Below are 21985 nucleotides of genomic sequence, written 5' to 3'. Positions count from 1 at the left end.
GCCTATATAGAGTGGCGGACCGGCGCGTCAGACTTCTCATCGTACCATTTCCCGAGTTGAACCCGTTGGACTTCTTGTCTGACTATCGCCTCTGGAAAAATTGTAAGCTTCGTGCTACATATTCGGCCAAATTGTAGTGCGAAGGTAGCAAATGCCGACACCTCATAATCCTCCGGCCGCGGTGCGGCGCGCGCTGCGCAAACTGGGCGCAGACATACATGACGCACGACGGCGCCGGCGGCTGCCGATGGCTGTGGTGGCCGAACGTGCCTTCACGTCGCGCTCGACACTTCAGAAGATCGAGGCAGGCGACACCAACGTCAGTATCGGCATTTATGCCGGCGTCCTGCACGCGCTTGGCCTCTTGGATGGGCTGAGCCAGATCGCCGACATCAGTAACGACAGTGTCGGTCAGTCGCTGGCCAGCGCCCAACTACCTAAGCACGCTCACCCGAGGCGATTGCCGGGATCATCGCGAGATGGCTGATTTCGAAGTTCACATCGACCTTCACGGCCGCACGCGCCCGATCGGGCTGGCGCGGAGCAATCGCGTCCGTGGCGCTGAGACTATCATGTTCGAGTATGACCGCGCGTGGCTGGAGGACCCCGACCGCTTCTCGCTGGAGCCGGCTCTGGCCCTCACTCGAGGAGCTTTCGCGCCGCCCGCCGGCCTCACGACCTTCGGCTCCATCGGCGATTCGGCACCTGACACCTGGGGCCGCCGCCTCATGCAACGCTCCGAACGACGCATTGCGGAGCGGGACGGCCGTGCTGTGCGCACGCTAGCTGAAAGTGACTATCTGCTTGGCGTCGCCGACGAGACCCGGTTGGGTGCACTACGCTTTCGCTGGGCCGGCGAAGAGCCGTTCCAAGCTCCGGTCCGCGCCGGTGTCCCCGCCTTTATCGAGCTCGGTCGCCTGCTGCAGATCACCGAGCGGATCCTACGCGATGAGGAGACCGACGAAGACCTCCAACTTATCTTTGCACCTGGCTCGTCGCTTGGTGGGGCCAGGCCGAAGGCCTCCGTCATCGATCAACATGGCCACCTCTCGATTGCCAAGTTTCCCAAGGAGACCGACGAATATAGCATGGAGACATGGGAGGAGATTGCTCTGCGACTGGCTGATCAGGCCGGCATTGCGACGCCCCTCCACGAACTCATAGACGTGGCCGGTAAGAAGGTCTTGTTGTCCCGTCGCTTCGACCGCGATGGTACCGTCCGAATTCCCTTCCTGTCGGCAATGGCGATGATGGGCGCCAGGGACGGAGAGCGCGGTAGCTACCCAGAGATCGTGGACGCGTTGGCTGAACACGGAGCGCAAGGAAGAACCGATGCCCACGCCCTTTATCGCCGCGTGGCCTTCAATGTGCTGATTTCCAACGTCGACGATCACCTGCGAAATCACGGCTTTCTCTGGCTCGGTAAGGTCGGGTGGTCGTTGTCCCCTGCCTATGACCTTAATCCGGTGCCGACCGACGTCAAGGCACGGGTGCTGACGACCAATATCGATCTCGATGAGGGTACCTGCTCGCTCGATCTGCTGGAAGAAGCCGCCGGGTTCTTCGCCCTCACGCTCGCCCAAGCTCGCACTATCCTCAAAGAAGTGGCGACCGCCACCGCGACTTGGCGGGAGACCGCAAAGGTGGTCGGTGCGCGGTCGGCCGAGATCAACCGCATGGCCAGCGCGTTTGAGCACGACGATCTGCAGCGGGCGCTAGCCCTGTGACGAGGACCTTCCTCCACAGCTTCGATCCGTCCTCCTGCTCCATGGGGCTATCTGGGCGCGACGCATCGCCTCTTGGAGCAACCTCCTCGCCACGCTGCACGAGCGCTAGATTGCCCGCGTCGGCGGCGAGCTGAGACCGCCAACGGAGAGACCTCACTTGCAAGGTCATAGGGACAGTCCTGTTATCGAGCGGCGAGTTCGAGCTGTTCGAAAAGAGCCACAAGTTCGCTATTGTCTCGCATCCCATCATGGACCGCCCTTAGCTCCGAGGTTGGCGGTATCGTTCGAGGAGGATCGGCGTCGCCGACTGCGAACGTTCACCTGGCACTAAATCAATCGTTGACGGGTTGCCTGATAAACGGCGTTGGTGAGGTTGTACGCTCCAAGCTTCATTCGCGCCCGATCGAGGTGGAACTTCACGGTGCCTGGCCGCATGCCCACCAGTTCCGCTGTCATTGCCATCGATTTCCCGAGCGATGCCCAGGCGAGGCATTCGACTTCGCGCGCCGAAAGATTGACATCGGGCGCCTTCAGCGTGGTGGGCCGGCACGCAACGATGCGTGCATGGACGAAGGCGACCGCGGCGATCGCCTTGAATTCGTCGAGCGGTGACTTGATATGTGGCCAGTCTCTTGCGGCGAAAGTCAGTGCCGCGAAGTTGCCGAAGGGGCAACGGATAGGGATGGATACCCCTCCCCCGATACCGTGGCGGCGGGCGCCATCCCAGAATTGTCTGACGTTGCGATCGGCACCCGGCGTGGGTGCGTTTAGCCAGGCGAACGGGCGCATCAAGCGCTGGGCCTGGGCCATGACGGGGTCGATCTGCAAGTAGCCGCAGGCGGAATACTCGTCCTGCCACGCCTCGGGGAAGTTCGTGAACGCTGCACCGAAAGGGAAGGTCATATCGACATAGGCAAACCAGTCGAATGCGCATCGCTTCGTGAACGCGCAAAGTGCCTCGCGAATGTCTTCTTCATTCATTGCAACATTGCTTGCGTCAATCAGTTGGTCCAGTGCTGAATTCATCTGGCATCATCTCCGGTTGCGATTGCCAAGCGTGCAATGCTCGCAAAAAGGGTGCAACGAAGCCTGGGTGAAGAATTCACAATGGTTTTGTGAAGGTTTGTAAACGCTATGGGAGTGTCAGGAATTCTGTGCGGTGGGCCGGTTTCATCAGTTGAAGAACCGCTCGCCGAAGATGACGGCGAACTGTGTCTTTGCCTTGATCCACTCCCTCGGCGCGCGCTTCCACTGCTCGGCCGCATTGTTGAGGACCAGATATAACAGCTTCATCGCGGCTTCGTCACCCGGGAAATGGCCGCGCGAGCGCACTGCCCGACGAAGTTTCGAGTTCAACGCCTCGATGGCGTTCGTCGTGTAGATGATGCGGCGGACGCCCTCTGGGAAGGCGAAGAAGGGAACAACGTGTTCCCAATTGCGCCGCCAGCTTTGAGAGATGGCAGGGTATTTCTGGCCCCAATACCCTTCCTCGAAAGCCTCCAGCGCCTTCATTCCAGCCTCGGCATCTCGAGCACGATAGATGGCTCTCAACGCCGGTACGACGGGTTTGCGATCCTTGTAGGACACGAACTCCAGAGAATGCCGGATCAGGTGGACGATGCAGGTCTGGACGATCGTCTGAGGGAAGACGGCAGTAATGGCTTCGGGAAAGCCCTTCAGGCCATCGACCACGGCGATCAGGATGTCCTGGCAGCCACGGCTTTTCAGCTCATTCATCACGCGCAACCAGAACTTTGCCCCTTCGGTCTGCTCGATCCAGAGCCCGAGGATTTCCTTTGTGCCGTCCGCCAGAACTGCGAGCGCGACATAAACGGCCTTGTTGCGAACGAAGCCTTCGTCCCGGATCTTGACCCGGATGGCATCGAAGAACACGAGGGGATAGCACAGCTCGAGCGGGCGGTTTTGCCACTCGCCAACGGCCTCCAGAACCTGGTCGGTCACCGCCGAGATCAGGTCCGGCGACACGTCGATACCGTAGATTTCTTCGAGGTGGCCCTGGATTTCCCGCACCGTCATGCCGCGCGCGTACATGGAAATGATCTTATCATCGAAATCGGGAAAGCGGCGCTGATATTTGGCGATCAGCTGCGGGTCGAACGTACCGGCCCGGTCGCGCGGGATGGTCAACGTCATCTTCGAGGTACCGGTCAGCACCGTCTTTTTCGAAGATCCATTCCGCCGATTGCCCGACGGTCCTTCGCTGCGATCGACGGCGAGATGTTCATCAAGCTCGGCGTTGAGAATACGCTCCGACAGTGCCTTCTTCAGGTCATCCAGCAAGCCGTCCTTGCCGAAAACATCGGATGGATCACGACCAGCAAGAAGTTGGTCCAGAAGTTCTTTTTCGATAGCCATGTGATGATTCGCTCCTTTTCATCATCATGGCCCACCGCACAGAATTCCTGACACTCCCGACGACGCCCGTTCGACCCTTGGGGCATGCGTATTTCGGGCGGATCGTGACGATCACCTCATAGCGTGCCGGGACCCGGTCGAGCCGTTCCGTCCGATCCTCGCCGATCCGAACCATGGTGCCGCAACCGCAAGGGCAAACGATGCTCTCGGGCTCGATCACGCGCTCGACCCGCGGCAGGTGTTCGGGCAGTGCACGAGCCCTACGCTCCTTGCGAGGAGCCGCCTTGTCCGGATCGGATGCGCTGGCTTCGATCTTTTTCTCGACGGCGGCGATCCGCGCCTGTGTTTCGGCGATCGCCGTTTCAAGGTCTTCCAGCGCCAGTTCCATCTGCGCCGGATCGAGCTTTTCCGATTTCGGCCCGAACTTCGTGCGCCTGTAGTCGTGAACCTGCCCCTCAAGCTTCTCGATCAGTTCCTTCAACTCGGCGATGAAGGCGTCCTTTTCGGCCACCACAGCCTGCTCATGCTGACGTGCAGAACGCTCGACCGACAGCTCGAACTGCATCGCCGCAAACGCCTTTACCACCTCTGGCGGAAGGTCCGGAAACAAGCTGAGATCAAGGGGTGATGACATGCGCCCTTATAGCAAGGCAGCACGAAAAAGCCAAACAAAACAATGCAAAGACGGCCGGATATTCACCCTGCCGCCGACGGCGCGATCACCCGTTGCACTATCACTCGCCGCCAGTCGAGCCCCTCGAACAAAGCCTCGTATTGCCCCCTGGAAAGGCGCATCGTCCCATCCTGCACCTTGGGCCAGGCAAAGCTTCCATGTTCAAGAATTTTGTAGGTCAGCACCATTCCTGTGCCATCCCACACCAGGATCTTCAGACGATCCCCGCGCTTCGACCGGAAGATCACCGTCACCCCGGAATGCGGGTCGAGCTTCAACTCGGTCTGCACCATCAGAGCCAGCGCCTGATGCCCACAGCGGAAGTCCACCGACTCGCGTTGCAATCAGGATCGGCAGTCGTTGGCCCGCGACGATCATGCCGTCCCTCGCATGGCTCGCACCAGAGCCGCCACACGTTCAACCGGCACATCGTTAGGAACCCGCATCACAACGTCTGAGCCAATCTCCAACGTCAAAACCTGCGCCTGCGGCCCGTCGGAGGCCAGCTTCGGAAGCGACAAACGATTGACAGGCTCAGGTGGCTCCGCAGCGATTGCCAGAGGCACGAATGCCGGCTCGATACCATCGTGCTCCGACAGCGTCGTTGTCGCTGCAAACGGCAGCACCAGAATGCCGTCACGCACTTGACGTCGCCAATCGGAAAGCTGGTTTGCTACAACGCCGTGACGGCGCGCGACATCCACTACTCGCACACCAGGCTCAAGGCTTTCCGCCACGATCCGAGCCTTCACATCATCCGGCCAACGCCGGTTACCGCGCCGCGGCTCAACAACCTCATAGCGACCAACAAATCCATCATCTGCCATGCAAATCTCCAGATAGTCCTGGAAACCTTCTCGCACACGCAGCAAGCCTCAAAATACAGCCAAACCAATGGGGCGGAGACGGCGCTTACAGACGAACTGCTGGTGCGGAAAGGCGAAGGTCAGTTTCGACAACCAGTTCCAGTGAGAACGGCTCCATATCGACTTGCCGCTAAACCGCCGATCATGACGCAACAGGAAACTCTTCAACGATGTTTTCGCGGCGGAAAGGTCATCCTTGGCCTGCCGGCGGGCCCGCACCACATCCCGGATTGCTTCATGGGCTTCATCGGGAACCCAGAAGACAACCAGCTCGCCGGTACGCAACAGACGCGCCAGCATCTGGGCGTCCCGACGATCGGTCTTGATGCGATCGTTCGCACGGCGGGGTGTCGCGGAAGGCGATATCACCACGCAATCGATCCCGACTTTGCGAAGATAGCGATAGATCACAAAACCACACGGACCGGATTCGTAGCAGACGCAAAGCTCGAACCCGCCCTGGGCGATTCTCTTCAATGCCGAATGCAACAGCTCCGGCCGGTTGGCGATCGTGCCGAAAACCGGACCTCCTTGTCATGGCCTTCATCGGCCACCGCAATGGCGATCGTGTCCTGGTGCACATCAAGGCCAACGTACTTCTTCCCGATCGACGGCGACATCTGAGCTTCCTTTCTGTGGCTCGGTTTCAAAGAGCACACCTTCAGAGAGCTCCGGGCTCGGGGCAAGTGATCTTCATTGGGTCTACTTAAAGAGCATGGGTTGCCTTCGCCTGCTTCGTTCGCCACATGGGCTCACTGCGGCCGCGGTCGTGCCGCCCGACGGCGCTGCGGCTGGAAGACCTTGATCAGGTGGTTCGGGTTCAGGGCTGTGCTCGCGGGAGCAGGCAGGCGTAAATGCCTTCTTTGCGCATTACTTGAAATCGACAGAGATTCAATGTTAGCTGCCCCCTTTGATATGCGGGGGGGGGGGGACTCTCAAGCAGGAATTTGGACATTGGCTGAAGCCTCGAAACAGGTGCCGGATTTGAGCATTGCACATGCAACATTGAGCAACCTGTCCGCCGACGCCCAGTCGACGCCGACATACCATTGCTTTGGATTTTGCATGGCTTCTCCGTTGTTCGTGTCTGCGAGCCACCGCGACCTTCGCCGATCCCTGTACTGGCGCTCGATCGTCAATGTTGGGGTCGGCGCAAACTCCCCACGGAACCTCGATCACGGCCAATTAGCCTGGACACGTTTCCCCCCAGGTGGTCAAGCCATAGGGGGCAATTGGTCGCTCCCGGCGAATCGGCTCGGTTCAGAAAGATACGACAATCTGGGCCGTCGCCCGCGGGAATACGCTTCGTTCCGCTACGCTTCACTACGCGCATTCCCGCAGCACTCTTCAAAATGAACCGCAATCAAAAAGGTACAGCGACGGTTAAGACGCAATATTATCCTTCGACACTGCACCTTCTTGGGTTGCCTTATGCGAAGGTGAAGCGTCCGGAGTGTCTATGAAGTCCTCAATCGTTGTCATTGCCGGCGTCATGGTCACGGCGGTCGGGATTGCCGCATTAACCGACGATAGACTTCTGTGTAAAAATTTCGGCGGCATCGCCGGTGCGCCCACGACCGGCCAGGAAGAAAGCGCTCTTCCTGAAGAAGAGTCGTTCGGCCTCGTCGACAGGCGTGCCAGAAGTGCCGAAGCCCAGTTTCGGCAGGTGGCGCAGAACACGCAACCTGCTGCCGGATCGGTACAGCCGCAGACAATGGCGCCGGTGGTCGACGAATCGGCCCTGCGCTATTTCGCCAGCAAGGGCGATACCGCCAGACTGCAGGCCGAGATATCGCGGCTGAGGGCGCTCTATCCCGATTGGACGCCGCCCAAGGACCCACTTGCGGTTCCGCGCAACAAGGATGTCCAGCTCGAAACGATGTGGCAGCTCTATTCGGAGGGGCGCTACGCCGAGGTTCGAAAGATGATCGCCGAGAGGCAGGCGACAGAGGCGGCCTGGAAACCGCCGGCGGATCTGCTCGAGCGGCTGAACGTCGCCGAAGCGCGAGCGAGGCTGGTCAATGCCTCCGATCTCAATCAGTATGAGACGGTCATCGAGGTCGCAGCGAGCACGCCGAGCCTGCTGACGTGCTCGGAAGTGGACGTGCTCTGGCGCGTGGCCGATGCCTTCGCCGAAACCAACCGGCGCGATCGCGCCAGAGATGCCTATCTCTACGTGCTGAAGAACTGCGAAAACGCCGCCGAACGACTTGCGACCGCGCAGAAGGCCGTGTCCGGACTGCCCTATGACATGGCGCAGGAACTGCTCGCCTACGAGCGGACTGCACCGGGCGGCGTTGCCGAGTTCGAAACCATTCGCGATGATCTGGCGCGGCGCTTCGTTGCCGAAGGCGGTGCGGATGGCAAGCTGGCCGTCGATCCGAAATACTTCCAACGCCTCGAACGTCTGGTTGAAACCGGCGGCATGGCGAGCGACGCTCTTCTGCTGGGCTGGTACCAGTTGCGCCGTAACAATATGAGCGCGGCCGAACACTGGTTCCGTCGTGCCCACGACAAGGAGGATTCCGCTTCCGCGTCGCAGGGCCTGGCGCTGACCTTTATTGCACGCAAGGCGCATGAGGATGCGGAGAAGGTGCTGTATCCCTGGCGCGACGTCTCGGCCGATGCCAGGGCGACCTATTTTGCCGCGACGGCAAACCTGCTGGCGATCGATCCACCGGTGACGCTTGGCGAGGAGGTGCTGACCCGCATTGCGCAGGAAACGACCAAAGGACGGGACCCGGCCACGGCGCAGCAATTCGGCTGGTATGCCCGTGCCATGGAACAACCGGCGACCGCCGCACAGTGGTTTGCAACAGCGCTTCGCTGGAAGCCAGATGACGAGCCGTCCGCCTACGGCCTGGCGCTTAGCCGCAACCAGCTGGGCGCAGCGGGCGCCGCCGAAATCCAGCGCCTCTGGGCCGGGCGCTCCGAGCGCATTGCGCGCCTGGGCGAGACCGAGGAGCAGCGCGACGCGCTCACCCGGCAACAACAACTCGCACGAGAGCAGGCCCCGGTCGCTGGTGCGGAGCGAAAGTCGCCTGCCGTTGTGACACGGACTGGACCGCAAACGACCACACGCTACGTTGTCGAGGGGCCGGTCGCCGTTGGGAGACAAACGCAAAAGGCCGGCAGGAGCGCTGCTGGATGCCAGACGACCATCAATCCGGCGCTGCTGTCGCCGCAGGCGGCGCTTATGCGCGGCTGGTGCCTGATGGACCTTAATCGCCCGCTGGAGGCGGCCGAAGCCTTTGAGGTCGCCTTGCAGGCGCCGGCATCGCAGATGCGCGAAGACGCCGCCTATGGCCAAAGCCTCGCCTATCTGCGCGTTGGGCTGACCAACAAGGCGGCGGTCGCCGCGACGAAATCGACCCAAAGCCGCGTTCGCGTGGAAGAGCTTCAGAGCGCGATCCTAGCCGATAGGGCGATTGCCGCTTTTGATGCCAAACGCTACCGAGAAGCGCTGATTTTCCTCGATCAGTTGGGGCAGATCTCGACGCAGCGGTCGGACCTGATGGTGCTGCGTGGCTACGCCTATCTCAACCTCAAGCGCTACGCCGACGCCCGGCGCATCTTTGAGGCGGTTGCTGCCACTGGCAATCGCGATGCGCAGCGTGGCCTTGCCGATGTCGGCAAGGCGCAGGAAATCTGGCCGAACAAGTAAACGCTTCGCAAGCGATTCCATCGCGACGCAACAGTTGCCGCGAGCCAGATTGGCTGAAGCAGCTTCGCGCAGCGGCTGCATAGCCAAATGCTCCTAAACGTTGCAGCCCTGTCGATGGGGTTGTCTTCTCTATTCGGCGTGGTGCGGAATCTGGAGGGTTATGAGGTCGCATCCGTCGTCGCGGCGAGCTCGAGCAACCTCACATAAGCCGGATTGAAGTAAGGCGCGGGTTGTTTGGCGCCGTTATGGGAATAGTAAAGCACGCCGCTTGATGACGATAGCGGATTCGTCGTGAACGGCAATCGCACCGCCGATTTTTGGCGTGATCTGGCGACCTTCGCGAGCAGCTTGCCGGACGATAGGAAGCGATTTTTGGGCCTCAATGCACACTGTCGGTCTTTCGGTGTGGCTAGGGCCACGCGGTATCGCGCGCCGGCGCGGCGCTTGGTTTTGTGGGCATATGGGAGGGGGTGCGGATTGTCGGAGTTCATGACGGATCGCACCAGAAAGATGATGGCCGGGGCGGCGAAACAGGCGCAACAGTGATTCCTGTCCTACGCATGGGACGCCGGCAGTCAGGGCATTCGTGGGATTGTCCGGGCTGCGACCGCTCCCCTGCTGATGATGGTTGATCGAGGATCTGCCTGCAGAGGCCGATACGATCCCGTCGGTGGCTATTGGCGAGAAAGCCGAAGTGGCGCATGCGGTGGAAGCCGTCCGGGAGCGAGCTATGGCGGGAAATGGGTGACGAGGCCGATCAGGCGGCGCGATGGTCAGGGGTCGTCGTTTCGGCGACACCGTCGGTGAATTTGACGCCGGCGATGACCTTTGGCAACTGATTTTCGCCCTTCAGCCGGCGCCAGGTTTTGGCGGCGCTCATGACGAGCTTGAAGACCATGAGCCGTGCTGTGTTGTGGGACAGGCCTCCCTTGGTTCGCACCGTGCGGTGCCTGACGGTGGCGAAGACGCTTTCGATCGGGTTCGAGGTGCGCAGATGGTCCCAGTGTTCGGCCGGGAAGTCGAAGAAGGTCAGCAATGCCTCGTGGTCCTTCGTCAGGCAGTTGACGGCCTTGGGATATTTGGCCTTGTATTTGTCGACGAAGACGGCGATCGCGACCTCGGCGGTTGCCCGATCCGGGGCATCGCGGACCTCCCTGAGATCGGCCTTCATGTTCGGCTGCACCGACTTCGGCACCTTGTTGAGGATGTTGAGGAGCTTGTGTTGCCAGCACCGTTGATGGCGGGTCGAAGGGAATATCTCCTCCAGCGCCTTCCAGAAGCCGAGCGCGCCGTCGCCCACGGCAATTTCTGGCGCAATCGAAAGCCCGCGGGCCTTCAGCCCGACGAGCAGCTCGCGCCAGCTCTGGGTGCTTTCGCGCACGCCGACTTGAAAGCCGACAAGTTCCTTCTTGCCTTCCGGCGTCGCGCCGATGACGACCAGCATGCAAGCGGCATCGTCCTCCATGCGTGCCTGAAGATAGACCCCGTCGGCCCAGATGTAGACGTAGCGGCGGGCTGACAGGTCGCGGCGTTGCCAGCGATCATAGTCGGCCTGCCACTCCTCCTTCAGCCGGCCAATCACCGAGGGGGACAGGTTCGGTGCGTCCTTGCCGAGTAAGGCGGCAAGCGCCTCCTGGAAATCGCCGGTCGAGATGCCGCGCAGGTAAAGGACCGGCAGCAGAGCGTCGAGGCTCTTCGTGCGTCGTGCCCACTTCGGCAGGATCGCCGACGTGAAGGTGATGCGATCCTCGCCGCAAGTCTCCAAAGCCCGGTCGCGCAGCTTGACGCGGCGCACCGCAACCGGACCGATCCCCGTCTGGATCGTTCTTTCAGGCCCATGGCCGTGCCGCACCACCCGGTCCCGCCCATCGCTCAGGCGTTCGCTGGCCATGGCCGCAAGAAACGCCTCGGCTTCCGCCTCCACGGCCTGTGCCAGAAGCCGGCGCGCGCCTTCGCGTAGAACCGATGTCAGGGGATCATCGAGCGTCTCGGGATGCGGAAAGGAAACAACAGTGCTATCTGTCTTCATGGCGTATCGCTCTTTCATGAGGTTCTGGCAGGCTTGTCACCCGCCTCGATACGCCGCCCTCATCAAGCCGTCATCACCCAGTTTCCGTCATAGCTCTCCGGGAGCACATGTAGAAGAAAACGCCGGATGAACTCGTGCGGGTCAAGGCGCATGATCTTCTCGCGGTCGCGACCCTTGCCACGGTAATCCTTCCATCGGAGGGCAACGTGGTCATCATCGACCTCGACGATGCGGCTGTTGGCGCTGGCAACACGATGGGTGTAGCGGCCGAGATAGGCGAGCACCTGGTCGGGGCCGCCGAACGGTGGCTTCGAATAGACGACCCATTCGACGCCGCGCGCACGCGCGAGATGGCGGGTGAACGCCTCGTCATCGTTGAGATGGCTGAGTTCGTTGGAGAAGCGGAGTTCACCGTGAGCGAAGGCTCTAGCAAGGGCCGTCAGAAAGAGCCGCCGAAACAGCCGCGACAGTACGCGCACGGGCAGAAAGAAGCCCGGCCGGCATGCCATCCACCTAGCTCTGTCGGGCGAGAGACCGCCGCCGGGCACGACGCAATGAACATGGGGATGATGGGTCATGGCCTGGCCCCAGGTGTGAAGCACGGCGACGATGCCGATCTCGGCGCCCAGCCGCTTGGGATCGGCGGCAACGGTCTGCAGCGTCTGGGCCACGATGCGCATCAGCAATGCATAGACGACCGCCTTGTTGTGGAAAGCGATCTCGGCGATGCCCGGTGGTAGCGTGAAGACCACATGAAAGTACGGGACCGGCAACAGATCGGCGACGCGTGCAGCGACCCACTCCTTGCGGGCCGCGCCTTCGCACTTCGGGCAATGGCGATTGCGGCAGGAATTATAGGAGATGCGGGTCCTGCCGCAATCGTCGCAGGCATCGACGTGACCGCCGAGCCTCGGCGTCCGCCAGGCTTCGATCGCGCCCATGACGCGTCGTTTGCCGCGGCCAAGATGACCGGCGTTCTCACGTCTGTAGGAGCTCCTATGTCGCCGAAAGATGTCGGCGACTTCGAAGGTGGGACGCAACCGATCACGATTCCGGCGGTGTCACCTCCAGTCGTAACCGATCGAGCGGACTGGCCGTCGACCGGATCGTGTCGGTAGAGACCTGCGTATAGCGCGCTGTCGTGGAGAGGTGGGCGTGACCGAGCAGGACCTGGATGATGCGGATATCGGTCCCGTTCTCGAGCAGGTGAGTGGCAAAGGAATGCCGCAACGTATGGACGGTGACGTGCTTGGAAAGACCCGCCGCCGCAATCGCCGAACGGCAGGCGGAATGCAGCACCGACGGCGCGATCGGCTTGTCTGGATCGCGCCCAGGAAACACGATGTCCTTGGGCCGCGCCAACCGCCAATAGCTGCGCAGGATCCCGAGCAGTTCCGGCGACAGCATGACGTAGCGGGCTTTGCCGCCTTTGCCACGCGTGATGTGGATCACCATCCTTGAGCTGTCGATATCGTTGGCGCGAAGACCACAGACCTCGGGACTATCATGAATTTCGTGTATGTGCGACGGTTGAACATATCAGGCCATGGTCCTGATGAAGCGCTCACCGAAGATGACGGCCATCTGCGATTTTGTCATGGCCCATTCACGCGGGCATCTTCCACTCTTTTTCGGACCTGTTCAAGACCAGGAAAAGCAGCTTTGTCGCGGCCTCGTCATTGGGGAAATGGCCTCTGCTTCTGACGGCGCGTCTCAGTTTGGAATTGAGTGCCTCGATGGCGTTCGTCGTGTATAAAATCCGCCGCACTTCAGCGGGATAGGTAAAGAACGGGATGACCTGCTGACAGTTGCGGCGCCAGCTCTGGGCGATCGCCGGATATTTCTGGCCCCAGGGTCCATCTTCGAATTCGCCAAGCTTGCGCTCTGCGTCCCAGGCGTCGATGGCGCGGTAAATTTCCTTCATCGCTGCAGCCACCGCTTTGCGGTCCTTGTCGGAGACGAAGTCGAGGCTGTGGCGGATGAGATGAACAATGCAGGTCTGAACCGTCGCTTCGGGAAAGACCGCGGTGATCGCCTCGGGAAAGCCCTTCAGGCCGTCAACCACGGCAATCAGAATGTCCTCCAGGCGCGGTTCTTCAACTCGTTCATGACCCGCAGCCAGAATTTGGCGCCCTCGTTCTGTTCGATCCACAACCCCAGTATCTCCTTGACCCCGTTGGCGCGCACGCCAAGGGCTATATGGACGGCCTTGTTGCGGACATGGCCTTCATCGCGGATCTTGACCCTGAGCGCGTCGAAAAAGACGATCGGGTAGATCGCATCCAGCGGTCGGCTTTGCCATGCGGCGACATCTTCCAGAACCGCATCCGTCACCGTCGAGATCATGTCGGCCGAGACCTCGACACCATAGAGTTCGCGCAGGTGGCCGGCGATCTCGCGGGTAGACATACCACGTGCGTACATCGACACGATCTTGTCGTCGAAGCCGGCAAAGCGGCGCTGATATCTGGAGATCAGTTGCAGTTCGAATCTGCCGGCACGGTCGCGCGGAACCGAAAGGCAACCGGTGAGGCAATTGCCGACTACCTCAAGCACGAGCGGCCCGGGACGGCAAGCCGGGCGATCTTCGTTCGCCATGTCGCACCCTATGATCGCCCCGTCCAGACAGGAGTAGCCAAGCGAGCAGTCATCGCCGCGTTTCGCCGGTGCGGCTGGGATCGGTGCGACCCGCATGTTCTGCGCCATAGTGTGGCGAGCCGACTGCTACGTGAGGGCACACCGATGAAGCACATTGCCGATATCCTACGCCATCGCAGCCTCGACACGTCAAAGATCTATACCAAGATCGATTTCGACCGGCTGTCGGCTGTCGCTCTTCCTTGGCCAGGGAGGGCGTGACGGCGATGAAGACAACAATGACGGAGCATGTCGCAGCCTATCTGGCGGAACGCTCGATGCTCGGCTTCAGGGCAGCGGCCCCGACGCTCGGCTGCTGAGGTCCTTTGCAGGTTTCGCCGACGAGCAGGACTGCGGCACACTGACCAACGACCTTGTCATCCGCTGGACAAAGGAGCGGTCGCGCATCAGTCTCCCCTTCACCTGGGCTGGACGGCTGGCAGTCGTGAAGCCTTTTGCGGCCTACATGACGCGCCTGGATCCGGCGACAGAGTTTCCAGAAACGCAGATATTCGGAAAGTCGCGGCGGAGACTGACGCCCCATATCTATACCGACGACGAGATCCTCGGCCTAATGGCCGCGGCCCGCGCGCTCCAATCGCAGGTGAACTGCGATCGGTCGTGTTCGAGGCGTTGATCGGATTGATCGCCGCAACCGGCCTGCGCATTTCGGAGGCGATCAACCTGCGCTGCTGCGATGTCGATATCGAAGCCTGCTGTGCAACGGTGCGCATGACCAAGTTCCGCAAGTCTCGGCATGTGCCGTTTCATCTGTCGGTTGCCAACGCGCTTGGTTCATATCTGCATATTCGAGAGCGTTTCGTCAGGCTGGAGGAGGAGCAAGCTTTCTTCACCATCGCAAGTGGGCAACGCCTCAACAAGCGAACCGTTTACGGCGTCTTTCAACGACTTCGCCTCGCAGCCGGAATCGTGCCGCGCGGTTCCTATCCCCACGTTCGCATTCATGATCTGAGGCACACCTTCATCTGCCGCCGGCTGGAGCGCTGGCAAGCAGACGGATGCGACATCGACAACGCCATCGCGGCGCTCTCGACCTATGTCGGTCATACCAAAGTGTCAGACACCTATTGGTACATGACTGGCATCCCCGATCTGATGGCTATCGCCGGATCGCGTTTCGAAGGCTTCGCCCTCGGGGAGGACGCCCATGTCTGATCGCAAGGCGCCGTCCCTCTCTAACCTCGTCCAGCGCTTCTTTCTCGAGCATCTTGGCCAACACCGTGCCGTCAGTCGTCAGACGGTTGCAGCCTATCGCGATACGCTGAGGCTGCTCCTGGGATTTGCCGCACAGCGACTGCACCGAACACCAAGCGCGATTGCGCTGTTGGACCTCGACGCGCCGTTGCTCCTGGCGTTTCTTGATCATCTCGAGAACGAACGTGGCAACAGCGTGCGAAGTCGCAATGCGCGCCTCGCGGCAATACGGACTTTCCTAAAATACGCTGGACACCACGACATCGATGCTCTGGCCACCATCGAACGGGCGCTCGCAATCCCGCAAAAGCGATTTGACCGGCCCATGGTCGGCTTTCTGTCGAGAGATGAGATCCGCACCATCATCGAGGCCCCGGACGCTAGAACTTGGGCTGGCCAGAGGGACCGCGCCATGTTCAGCACCCTTTACAATACAGGCGCGCGTGTTTCCGAGATGATCGGCGTGCGCTGGGGCGATGTCGTGCTCGAAGGACAACCGGCTGTCCATTTACATGGCAAAGGTCGCAAGGATCGATCAGTACCGCTGTGGCGAACAACGGCTTCGCTGCTTCGTAGCTGGCGTCGGCGGCTCGGTGAGCCGCCTGCCGATGCGATGCTTCTTCCAAACCGCAGTGGTGGCCGGATGACACGCTCGAACGTGACGCAAAGGCTACAGCTTGCGGTCGAAGTGGCTGGGTGCAGGCACCCGGCGCTCATCGGTCGAGCAGTAACGCCGCACGTTATCCGCCACACGACGGCGATGCATCTGCTGCAGTCCGGCGTGGATATCACCGTCATCGCCCTCTGGCTCGGTCACGAGGACACTGCAACGACGCACATGTACGTTGAAGCCGACCTCACGATGAAAGAGCAGCGCTGATGAAGCTGCAGCCCGCCGGCGCCTCTGCCGCACGCTTCCGAGCTTCCGACGAACTGATGACCTTTCTACAGTCGCTCTGATTATGTTGAGATCGTTGTGGCGGACACGGCCGCCGTGCTGCTTCCGCCACGATACCTGCGCATAATCCCAAGCTTCGCATAATTCCTCGTAATTATCTGGGGCCTGATCGCGCGTTCGACAATGTTGGAGTCGATCTCGATGCGACCGTCCGCTAAAAAGCGCTCCAGCGCCTCGCGCCGGGTGAGCGCATAGCGGATCGCCTCGGCGGTTTTGGATTTTCCCGAGACCTTGCCCAGTTCCTTTTCCCAGAGCTCGAAGAGGCTGGCGACAATGGCTGCAGACTTTCCCTGGCGAAGGGTGGAGCGGCTGTCTTCATCCTTGCCACGAACCTCATCTTCGATGCGCCAGAGCTCGGTCATTGCCAGGACAGTGTCTGTGGCGGCCTGAGAGACACCGCTAATGGGGACTATCATGAATTTCGTGTATGGGCGGCATATTGGGAAGAAAGGAGATTGTTTCCCATGCCCGCTCGCAAAGCCCCAGTGATACCCGATGCGATTATTGACGAACTGCTTGCCGGCTCGGACACGAAGACGATTTTCGATCCAAACGGTTTGCTTGATCACCTGAAGAAGGCATTTGCCGAACGGGTTGTGAACGCCGAACTTGACGATCATCTTGATGGCGAAGACGAAGTCGACAACAGTCGCAACAGCTACGGCCGCAAGACGGCGACGACGGATACGGGCGAGATTGACCTTTCGGTTCCGCGCGACCGTGCCGGCAGTTTCGAGCCGAGGCCATGTCCGCAACAAGGCCGTCCATATAGCCCTTGGCGTGCGCGCCAACGGGGTCAAGGAGATACTGGGGTTGTGGATCGAACAGAACGAGGGCGCCAAATTCTGGCTGCGGGTCATGAACGAGTTGAAGAACCGCGCCTGGAGGACATTCTGATTGCCGTGGTTGACGGCCTGAAGGGCTTTCCCGAGGCGATCACCGCGGTCTTTCCCGAAGCGACGGTTCAGACCTGCATTGTTCATCTCATCCGCCACAGCCTCGACTTCGTCTCCGACAAGGACCGCAAAGCGGTGGCTGCAGCGATGAAGGAAATTTACCGCGCCATCGACGCCTGGGACGCAGAGCGCAAGCTTGGCGAATTCGAAGATGGACCCTGGGGCCAGAAATATCCGGCGATCGCCCAGAGCTGGCGCCGCAACTGTCAGCAGGTCATCCCGTTCTTTACCTATCCCGCTGACGTGCGGCGGATTTTATACACGACGAACGCCATCGAGACACTCAATTCCAAACTGAGACGCGCCGTCAGAAGCAGAGGCCATTTCCCCAATGACGAGGCCGCGACAAAGCTGCTTTTCCTGGTCTTGAACAGGTCCGAAAAAGAGTGGAAGATGCCCGCGCGTGAATGGGCCATGGCAAAATCGCAGATGGCCGTCATCTTCGGTGAGCGCTTCATCAGGGCCATGGCCTGATATGTTCAACCGTCGCCCATACACGAAATTCATGATAGTCCCGCTACTTGCGCCGCTTTCGCCAGAAACACAGCGTCCCGGTCCTGAACGCACTCAAGGCGTGGCTCGACGCGACCGCTCCAAAGGTCGTACCCCGACACCAAACTTGGCGATGCCGTCTCATATACGCGCAATCAATGGGATTACCTGACCCGCTATACCGAAGACGGTAGGATGCCGATTGATAACAATTTACTCTAGTACCTCTGCACAGAGGATTTGACGAGTTGGTTGGGTTGCAGCGTGGGTAGGCAGTTGTGGCTGACGAGCAGTTCGATGCTGCGGGCGACGCCGGGTTTCCTTCGGATTAATCCGGCCCGCTCGAGGGAGAGCACCATTTGGTGGACGGATGGTGGGGTGCGCCGAAATAGCGTTGCAGGTCACGCTCGGCCGGCGGCCGTTCGTTGATTTGGCTATAGGCCCAGATGAAGGCGAGGTACTGGCCCTGCTTTTCGGTGAAGTGGGGTGGCGCTGCCGGCTGCCCGTCAAGTAATTGATTCATTTTTCGATTCATCCGGAACCTCCGCAATTGAAGGAGGCTTTCCGGATGAATGTACGCCATCGTGTCGACCTCGACCAACCCGAACGCGACGAACTCTTGAGCATGCTGCGCGGCGGCAAGCACCCGGCGCGCAAGCTCAAGCGGGCGCAGATCCTGCTCGCCGCCGAGGCGGGGCTCAGCGACGAGACCATCGCCGCAACGGTGGCGGTCGGCGGTTCCACAGTCTACCGCACCAAGCGTCGCTTCGTGGAGATGGGCCTGGAGGCGGCGCTTGGCGAGGAGCCGCGCCCGGGCGCGCAACGCAAGCTGACCGGCAAGGAGGAAGCCCTGCTGGTGGCCACCGCCTGCTCCAGCCCGCCGCCGGGCTGCGCCCGCTGGACGCTGGAGCTGCTGGCCGACGCGTTCGTCAAGCTGACCGAGCACGAACAGCTGTCGCGCGAGACGGTGCGCCGGCGCCTGGCCGAGAATGATGTCAAGCCATGGCGCAAGGACATGTGGTGCATTCCCAAGATCGATGCCGAGTATGTCGCGCGCATGGAGGATGTGCTCGACCTCTATGCCGAAGCGTCCGACCCGCAGCGGTAGGTGGTGTGCTTCGACGAAAGCCCGACCCAGCTCATCGGCGAGGTGCGCCAGCCGATCCCGGCCGAACCCGGAAGGCCGCAACGCTACGACTGCGAGTACAAACGCAATGGCACTGCCAACCTGTTCGTCTTCCTCGACGCGCACCGATCCTGGCGCAAGGTGAAAGTCACCGAACGGCGTACGGCCGAGGACTTCGCCCACTGCATGCGCGATCTCGTCGATGTCCATTATCCCGAGGCCGCCTGCATCCGCGTGGTGCTCGACAATCTGTCGACCCACACACCCGCTGCGCTCTACCAGGCCCTGCCGGCCGATGAGGCGCGCCGAAGCCTCAGAAGGCTGGAATTCCACTACACGCCCAAGCACGCCAGCTGGCTTAACATGGTCGAGATCGAAATCGGCGTCCTGCGCGGCCAATGCCTCAACCGCCGCATCGAAAGCCGCGACCGCCTCGTCGACGAGGTTGCAGCCTGGGAACGCCGACGCAACGCCAGTGGTGCCCGCATCAAATGGATGTTCTCTACCGAGAAGGCCCGCGTCAAGCTGGCCAAAGCCTACCCAAAACCAACGGCCAAAGAATCATAACCTCTGTGCAGAGCTACTAGCGCGACATTAGAATTTTTGCCACCGGCCGAAAATCGTGGTTGTTCAGCGACACCGTCGATGGAGCCAAGGCCAGCGCCGTCACCTATAGCCTGATGTTGACCTGTCGCGCCTGTGGCGTCGAACCATTCGCGTGGCTGCGCCACGTCCTCACCGAACTGCCGCAGCGTCCCGACAACGCCGACATCGACGACCTGCTACCATTCAACTTCAAAAAGCAGCCTGCCTGACCGCCGGCTCAAGCCGCCTAATAACGCGCACCGAAATGAGCGCTTACGTTGTGGTGACGTCGTCTGGCGGCTTCACCTTGCGCAGGGTCTTCTATACCGCCCCCTCCACCTATATCGGCCACCGCCTGCGGGTCCGGCTCTACGACGATCGCCTGGAATGTTATCTCGCATCCAGCCATGCCTTTACCCTGCCGCGCGGACGTCCACCGTCCAGTGGCAAGAGCGGCCAACACGCACACGTCGTCGATTACCGCCATGTCATTCACAGCCTTCGCCGTAAGCCGCAAGCGCTGGCAGGTCGTGCTGCCCACAGCAGCCGACTATGACCGCCTTCTCACAGCAGGAACAATGCAATGAACACCTCATCCGTCGATGTCGCAAAACTGCCGCTCAGGCTGGCGAACTTGCGGCTTCCCACCTTCGCACGCCTTTGGTCTGAACTCACTCAACGGGCCGGCCGCACGGCTGTTGGCCACGCTTTGCGAATTGGAGATGGCCGAGCGCGTGCAACGGCGCATCCAGCGTCATCTCGCCGAGGCCCGGCTACCAGCCGGAAAAACCCTCGACAGCTTCGACTTCGAGATCACGCCCGAAAACCGTGCTGCCGTTGAATCAAGCCTGCTGCTAAACTTCGCTTGGCAGAACTGTGAGCGTGGAAAGGGGGCAGGCGACCCGGCGCAAACTGTGGGCGTCAGTGGAAGCCAGCCCGGGACCAGCGGGCCGACAAGGGGGGCCGTTAAAGCAGCAATACGTTTTCCGCCTTCGATTTTCCGGTCTTGCGGTCCTGGCCAAGTTCGAAACTGACCTTGTCGCCCTGACTGAGTGATCCTCCGCGTTGCAGCGCTGTTACGTGAACAAACACGTCGTGTCCACCATTCTCGGGGGCAATGAACCCGAACCCCTTCTCGTCATTGAAAAACTTGATCGTACCCGTCGCCATAAAGGTCCACTCCTTGGTTGGCTTCATAAGTGTTGCGAGAGCAACCTTAACGCGCAAAAACACCCTCATCAAGAGCAGCGCTGCGATCGCAAAAGCTTCGTTTAAGCGCTGCAGCAGCGACCCTTATCTGAGAGTTGAATTAAATTAGGTCGCCTGCGAGCGCGCATTTCGATTGATCGCGCAACAAGACACCGGGCCAATGATGCGGTGTGCGCCAGCGGCCTGTGGAACGAGGCAATCCCGTCGTCAACACATCCTTCTTTGCTGATAAGCTATTGGAACCGTACGTTTCTTTTTGTTCTCTTGGAACTATGTCGGAACTATTGGCCGGCGCATCCTTTTGAGGGCGCCGGTCTTTTTTTGGCGCGGCGATGGTTCGCGGTTTCAGTCGACATCGCCATCTGGACTTTGCGCTGCGAGCGCCTGCCGGCTAAGCAATCCCGCGTCCTCCAACCGCTCGAGGTCGGGCAAGTCGCGCAGTGTCTCCATGCCAAAGGCGGAAAGAAAGTGCTTCGTCGTCACGTAGGTATAGGGCGCCCCAGGCGTAGGGCTGCGCGGTCCGGAGCCGAGGAACCCGGCGTCGCGCAGGCTGGCAATCGTGTCGCGGCTGACTTCCTTACCGAAGACTTTCGACAGCTCGCCGCGCGTCACCGGCTGCAGATAGGCAATGACCATCAGCGCCGCCGCCTCCTGTTCAGACAGGCGAGCTACTCCTGAGCGGGTCGGCGCTTGAGACGCCCGGATCGCCGGTGCGTACGCCGAACGGCTTCGATGTTGCCAGCCGCCGGCAACAGTAACGATGCCATAGGGGGCGTGCGCGCAGTTCCTCACGCAGATCATCGATCAGCAAGTCGATGCCGCAGTCCTTGCCAACCACACGCGCCAAGGTCTCACGGGTGACGGGTTCGACTGAAGCGAAGATCACCGCCTCGACGCGCAGCATCCACTCGCGCCAGCGAAGCTCCGCCGGCAGATCCTCCAATTCCCGGTCAAACAGCTGTTCAGCTGCAGCGTTCACTTTCGCGTTCGAGACCCTCTTTACCGCCGCTGCGCTCATCGTCACAACCCATATATCCGGAAGGACGGCCGCCCCGACAGTTCGCGCACAGCACCTGCCGCTTCCAGCCGTTCAAACAGGCGCTTGCTCCCAGCGCGACAGGTCCGTTCCCGGCGCCGAGATCGGCACGGCATCTTCATCCAGCAGTTTACGGATGACCGGTTGGGCGCCCTTGGTGCGCACCTTCGACGCAGTCGCGACAGCCAAGTCCGCGCGCCGGGCAATCTCGCCGGCTGCGCGCAGCGCAGCGCCAGCGCTTTCAACCAGGGCGATGCACACGGCACGAGGGAAGGCGCTCTCGCCTGGCCGCACCCGCCCCCCATATGCGCTAACTTAAGGTCTTCTGATGCCTTCTGGCGGCGTTTGCCTGGCTTTCGCGACGTCGCGGGGGATCGCAGATATGGCGCATGACGGTGGAAAATCGCTTGGTGATTTTCTTTGCCGTCCGCACTGT

17 protein-coding genes and 13 pseudogenes are annotated in these 21985 nt (G+C 60.8%); 12 read left to right on the top strand and 18 right to left on the bottom strand.

Features of this window, described 5'->3' with window-relative positions; translation table 11 throughout:
- Positions 1 to 151 precede the first annotated feature (151 nt).
- Positions 152 to 487, top strand: a complete 336-nt coding sequence (locus OVA00_RS08565) for a helix-turn-helix domain-containing protein (protein ID WP_029742477.1) — start codon at positions 152 to 154, stop codon at positions 485 to 487.
- The gene (locus OVA00_RS08560; protein WP_268088618.1) at positions 480 to 1727 is read left to right on the top strand and encodes a type II toxin-antitoxin system HipA family toxin; all 1248 of its coding nucleotides are present in this window, start codon (positions 480 to 482) and stop codon (positions 1725 to 1727) included. The genes OVA00_RS08565 and OVA00_RS08560 overlap by 8 nt, the downstream gene beginning before the upstream one ends.
- A gap of 327 nt (positions 1728 to 2054) precedes the next feature.
- On the opposite strand, the gene OVA00_RS08555 is transcribed toward OVA00_RS08560, so the two are convergent.
- From OVA00_RS08555 to OVA00_RS08525, 7 genes and pseudogenes are all read right to left on the bottom strand, one after another.
- Complete coding sequence (locus tag OVA00_RS08555) at positions 2055 to 2753, bottom strand: helix-turn-helix transcriptional regulator (protein ID WP_089045403.1); 699 nt, start codon at positions 2751 to 2753, stop codon at positions 2055 to 2057.
- 147 nt (positions 2754 to 2900) lie between these two features.
- Positions 2901 to 4103 carry an IS256 family transposase gene (locus tag OVA00_RS08550; protein WP_268088617.1) on the bottom strand — a complete coding sequence of 401 codons (1203 nt, stop codon included), beginning with the start codon at positions 4101 to 4103 and terminating at the stop codon, positions 2901 to 2903.
- A 58-nt stretch (positions 4104 to 4161) separates the two neighbouring features.
- Positions 4162 to 4737, bottom strand: a pseudogene (locus tag OVA00_RS08545) (IS66 family transposase zinc-finger binding domain-containing protein); the annotation flags it as partial.
- A 62-nt stretch (positions 4738 to 4799) separates the two neighbouring features.
- Positions 4800 to 5120, bottom strand: a complete 321-nt coding sequence (gene tnpB, locus OVA00_RS08540; RefSeq protein ID WP_268088616.1) for an IS66 family insertion sequence element accessory protein TnpB — start codon at positions 5118 to 5120, stop codon at positions 4800 to 4802.
- A gap of 30 nt (positions 5121 to 5150) precedes the next feature.
- Positions 5151 to 5603, bottom strand: a complete 453-nt coding sequence (gene tnpA, locus OVA00_RS08535; RefSeq protein WP_268088521.1) for an IS66-like element accessory protein TnpA — start codon at positions 5601 to 5603, stop codon at positions 5151 to 5153.
- A gap of 48 nt (positions 5604 to 5651) precedes the next feature.
- Complete coding sequence (locus tag OVA00_RS08530; protein WP_268088615.1) at positions 5652 to 6119, bottom strand: IS110 family transposase; 468 nt, start codon at positions 6117 to 6119, stop codon at positions 5652 to 5654.
- Positions 6120 to 6577: 458 nt separating this feature from the next.
- On the bottom strand, positions 6578 to 6709 hold the full coding sequence (locus tag OVA00_RS08525; RefSeq protein WP_268088614.1) for a hypothetical protein: 132 nt from the start codon (positions 6707 to 6709) through the stop codon (positions 6578 to 6580).
- Positions 6710 to 7101: 392 nt separating this feature from the next.
- On the opposite strand from OVA00_RS08525, the gene OVA00_RS08520 reads away from it, so the two are divergent.
- Positions 7102 to 9306, top strand: a complete 2205-nt coding sequence (locus tag OVA00_RS08520) for a cellulose synthase (protein WP_268088613.1) — start codon at positions 7102 to 7104, stop codon at positions 9304 to 9306.
- A gap of 158 nt (positions 9307 to 9464) precedes the next feature.
- On the opposite strand, the gene OVA00_RS08515 is transcribed toward OVA00_RS08520, so the two are convergent.
- The 6 genes and pseudogenes from OVA00_RS08515 to OVA00_RS08495 form a co-directional block, all read right to left on the bottom strand.
- Positions 9465 to 9797: a hypothetical protein gene (locus tag OVA00_RS08515; RefSeq protein WP_268088612.1), complete on the bottom strand. Its 333-nt coding sequence runs from the start codon at positions 9795 to 9797 to the stop codon at positions 9465 to 9467.
- Positions 9794 to 10030: pseudogene (locus tag OVA00_RS39980) on the bottom strand (IS91 family transposase); the annotation flags it as partial. The pseudogene OVA00_RS39980 and the gene OVA00_RS08515, both read right to left, overlap by 4 nt.
- A 33-nt stretch (positions 10031 to 10063) precedes the next feature.
- A complete protein-coding gene (locus OVA00_RS08510; RefSeq protein ID WP_268088859.1) occupies positions 10064 to 11335 on the bottom strand; it encodes an IS256 family transposase in 1272 nt (423 codons plus the stop codon).
- Between the two features lie 89 nt (positions 11336 to 11424).
- Positions 11425 to 12375 (bottom strand): annotated as a pseudogene (locus OVA00_RS08505) (IS91 family transposase); the annotation flags it as partial.
- A 4-nt stretch (positions 12376 to 12379) separates the two neighbouring features.
- Positions 12380 to 12814: pseudogene (locus OVA00_RS08500) on the bottom strand (tyrosine-type recombinase/integrase); the annotation flags it as partial.
- 60 nt (positions 12815 to 12874) lie between these two features.
- A pseudogene (locus OVA00_RS08495) lies at positions 12875 to 13855 on the bottom strand (IS256 family transposase); the annotation flags it as partial.
- Here OVA00_RS08495 and OVA00_RS08490 point away from each other — a divergent pair.
- From OVA00_RS08490 to OVA00_RS08480, 3 genes are all read left to right on the top strand, one after another.
- A complete protein-coding gene (locus OVA00_RS08490) occupies positions 13814 to 14194 on the top strand; it encodes a tyrosine-type recombinase/integrase (RefSeq protein ID WP_268088611.1) in 381 nt (126 codons plus the stop codon). The pseudogene OVA00_RS08495 and the gene OVA00_RS08490 sit on opposite strands and share 42 nt — an antisense overlap.
- 399 nt (positions 14195 to 14593) lie before the next feature.
- A complete protein-coding gene (locus tag OVA00_RS08485; protein WP_268088519.1) occupies positions 14594 to 15148 on the top strand; it encodes a tyrosine-type recombinase/integrase in 555 nt (184 codons plus the stop codon).
- Positions 15141 to 16067, top strand: a complete 927-nt coding sequence (locus tag OVA00_RS08480; protein ID WP_268088518.1) for a tyrosine-type recombinase/integrase — start codon at positions 15141 to 15143, stop codon at positions 16065 to 16067. Before OVA00_RS08485 ends, OVA00_RS08480 begins: the two co-directional genes overlap by 8 nt.
- Before the next feature lie 83 nt (positions 16068 to 16150).
- Here the strand turns inward: OVA00_RS08480 and OVA00_RS08475 are convergent.
- Positions 16151 to 16567, bottom strand: a pseudogene (locus tag OVA00_RS08475) (IS66 family transposase); the annotation flags it as partial.
- 42 nt (positions 16568 to 16609) lie between these two features.
- Here OVA00_RS08475 and OVA00_RS08470 point away from each other — a divergent pair.
- Positions 16610 to 17575, top strand: a pseudogene (locus tag OVA00_RS08470) (IS256 family transposase).
- A 47-nt stretch (positions 17576 to 17622) separates the two neighbouring features.
- Positions 17623 to 17812 (top strand): annotated as a pseudogene (locus tag OVA00_RS08465) (IS66 family transposase); the annotation flags it as partial.
- Between the two features lie 109 nt (positions 17813 to 17921).
- On the opposite strand, the gene OVA00_RS39770 reads toward OVA00_RS08465, so the two are convergent.
- Positions 17922 to 18116, bottom strand: coding sequence for a hypothetical protein (locus OVA00_RS39770; protein ID WP_326494122.1), 195 nt, complete (start codon positions 18114 to 18116; stop codon positions 17922 to 17924).
- Positions 18117 to 18161: 45 nt separating this feature from the next.
- Here OVA00_RS39770 and OVA00_RS08455 point away from each other — a divergent pair.
- The 4 genes and pseudogenes from OVA00_RS08455 to OVA00_RS39765 all read left to right on the top strand — a co-directional run bounded on the left by OVA00_RS08455 (position 18162) and on the right by OVA00_RS39765 (position 20338).
- Positions 18162 to 19286 (top strand): annotated as a pseudogene (locus tag OVA00_RS08455) (IS630 family transposase).
- Between the two features lie 20 nt (positions 19287 to 19306).
- A pseudogene (locus OVA00_RS08450) lies at positions 19307 to 19534 on the top strand (transposase domain-containing protein); the annotation flags it as partial.
- A 47-nt stretch (positions 19535 to 19581) separates the two neighbouring features.
- A pseudogene (locus tag OVA00_RS08445) lies at positions 19582 to 19833 on the top strand (IS21 family transposase); the annotation flags it as partial.
- Between the two features lie 73 nt (positions 19834 to 19906).
- The gene (locus tag OVA00_RS39765; protein WP_326494121.1) at positions 19907 to 20338 is read left to right on the top strand and encodes an ATP-binding protein; all 432 of its coding nucleotides are present in this window, start codon (positions 19907 to 19909) and stop codon (positions 20336 to 20338) included.
- Here OVA00_RS39765 and OVA00_RS08435 read toward each other — a convergent pair.
- The 3 genes and pseudogenes from OVA00_RS08435 to OVA00_RS08425 all read right to left on the bottom strand — a co-directional run.
- Positions 20271 to 20474: a cold-shock protein gene (locus OVA00_RS08435; RefSeq protein ID WP_268088610.1), complete on the bottom strand. Its 204-nt coding sequence runs from the start codon at positions 20472 to 20474 to the stop codon at positions 20271 to 20273. The genes OVA00_RS39765 and OVA00_RS08435 overlap by 68 nt on opposite strands.
- A gap of 384 nt (positions 20475 to 20858) precedes the next feature.
- Positions 20859 to 21531 (bottom strand): annotated as a pseudogene (gene scpB, locus OVA00_RS08430) (SMC-Scp complex subunit ScpB).
- 2 nt (positions 21532 to 21533) lie between these two features.
- Positions 21534 to 21849, bottom strand: a pseudogene (locus OVA00_RS08425) (DUF1403 family protein); the annotation flags it as partial.
- Positions 21850 to 21985 lie beyond the last annotated feature (136 nt).

It is taken from the genome of Ensifer sp. SL37 (genome assembly GCF_026672675.1).
In the GTDB taxonomy this organism is placed as follows: Bacteria; Pseudomonadota; Alphaproteobacteria; order Rhizobiales; family Rhizobiaceae; genus Ensifer; species Ensifer adhaerens.
Note: the sequence above shows the minus strand (reverse complement) of the source record. Positions and strands in the feature narration are given on the sequence as shown.

Excerpts from the sequence above, each read along its gene's own strand:
- OVA00_RS08565 (WP_029742477.1), top strand. The coding sequence starts at position 152 with ATGCCGACACCTCATAATCCTCCGGCCGCGGTGCGGCGCGCGCTGCGC.
- OVA00_RS08560 (WP_268088618.1), top strand. The coding sequence starts at position 480 with ATGGCTGATTTCGAAGTTCACATCGACCTTCACGGCCGCACGCGCCCG.
- OVA00_RS08555 (WP_089045403.1), bottom strand. The coding sequence starts at position 2,753 with ATGAATTCAGCACTGGACCAACTGATTGACGCAAGCAATGTTGCAATG.
- OVA00_RS08550 (WP_268088617.1), bottom strand. The coding sequence starts at position 4,103 with ATGGCTATCGAAAAAGAACTTCTGGACCAACTTCTTGCTGGTCGTGAT.
- tnpA (WP_268088521.1), bottom strand. The coding sequence starts at position 5,603 with ATGGCAGATGATGGATTTGTTGGTCGCTATGAGGTTGTTGAGCCGCGG.
- OVA00_RS08525 (WP_268088614.1), bottom strand. The coding sequence starts at position 6,709 with ATGCAAAATCCAAAGCAATGGTATGTCGGCGTCGACTGGGCGTCGGCG.
- OVA00_RS08520 (WP_268088613.1), top strand. The coding sequence starts at position 7,102 with ATGAAGTCCTCAATCGTTGTCATTGCCGGCGTCATGGTCACGGCGGTC.
- OVA00_RS08515 (WP_268088612.1), bottom strand. The coding sequence starts at position 9,797 with ATGAACTCCGACAATCCGCACCCCCTCCCATATGCCCACAAAACCAAG.
- OVA00_RS08510 (WP_268088859.1), bottom strand. The coding sequence starts at position 11,335 with ATGAAGACAGATAGCACTGTTGTTTCCTTTCCGCATCCCGAGACGCTC.
- OVA00_RS08480 (WP_268088518.1), top strand. The coding sequence starts at position 15,141 with ATGTCTGATCGCAAGGCGCCGTCCCTCTCTAACCTCGTCCAGCGCTTC.
- OVA00_RS39770 (WP_326494122.1), bottom strand. The coding sequence starts at position 18,116 with ATGAATCAATTACTTGACGGGCAGCCGGCAGCGCCACCCCACTTCACC.
- OVA00_RS39765 (WP_326494121.1), top strand. The coding sequence starts at position 19,907 with ATGTCGCAAAACTGCCGCTCAGGCTGGCGAACTTGCGGCTTCCCACCT.
- OVA00_RS08435 (WP_268088610.1), bottom strand. The coding sequence starts at position 20,474 with ATGGCGACGGGTACGATCAAGTTTTTCAATGACGAGAAGGGGTTCGGG.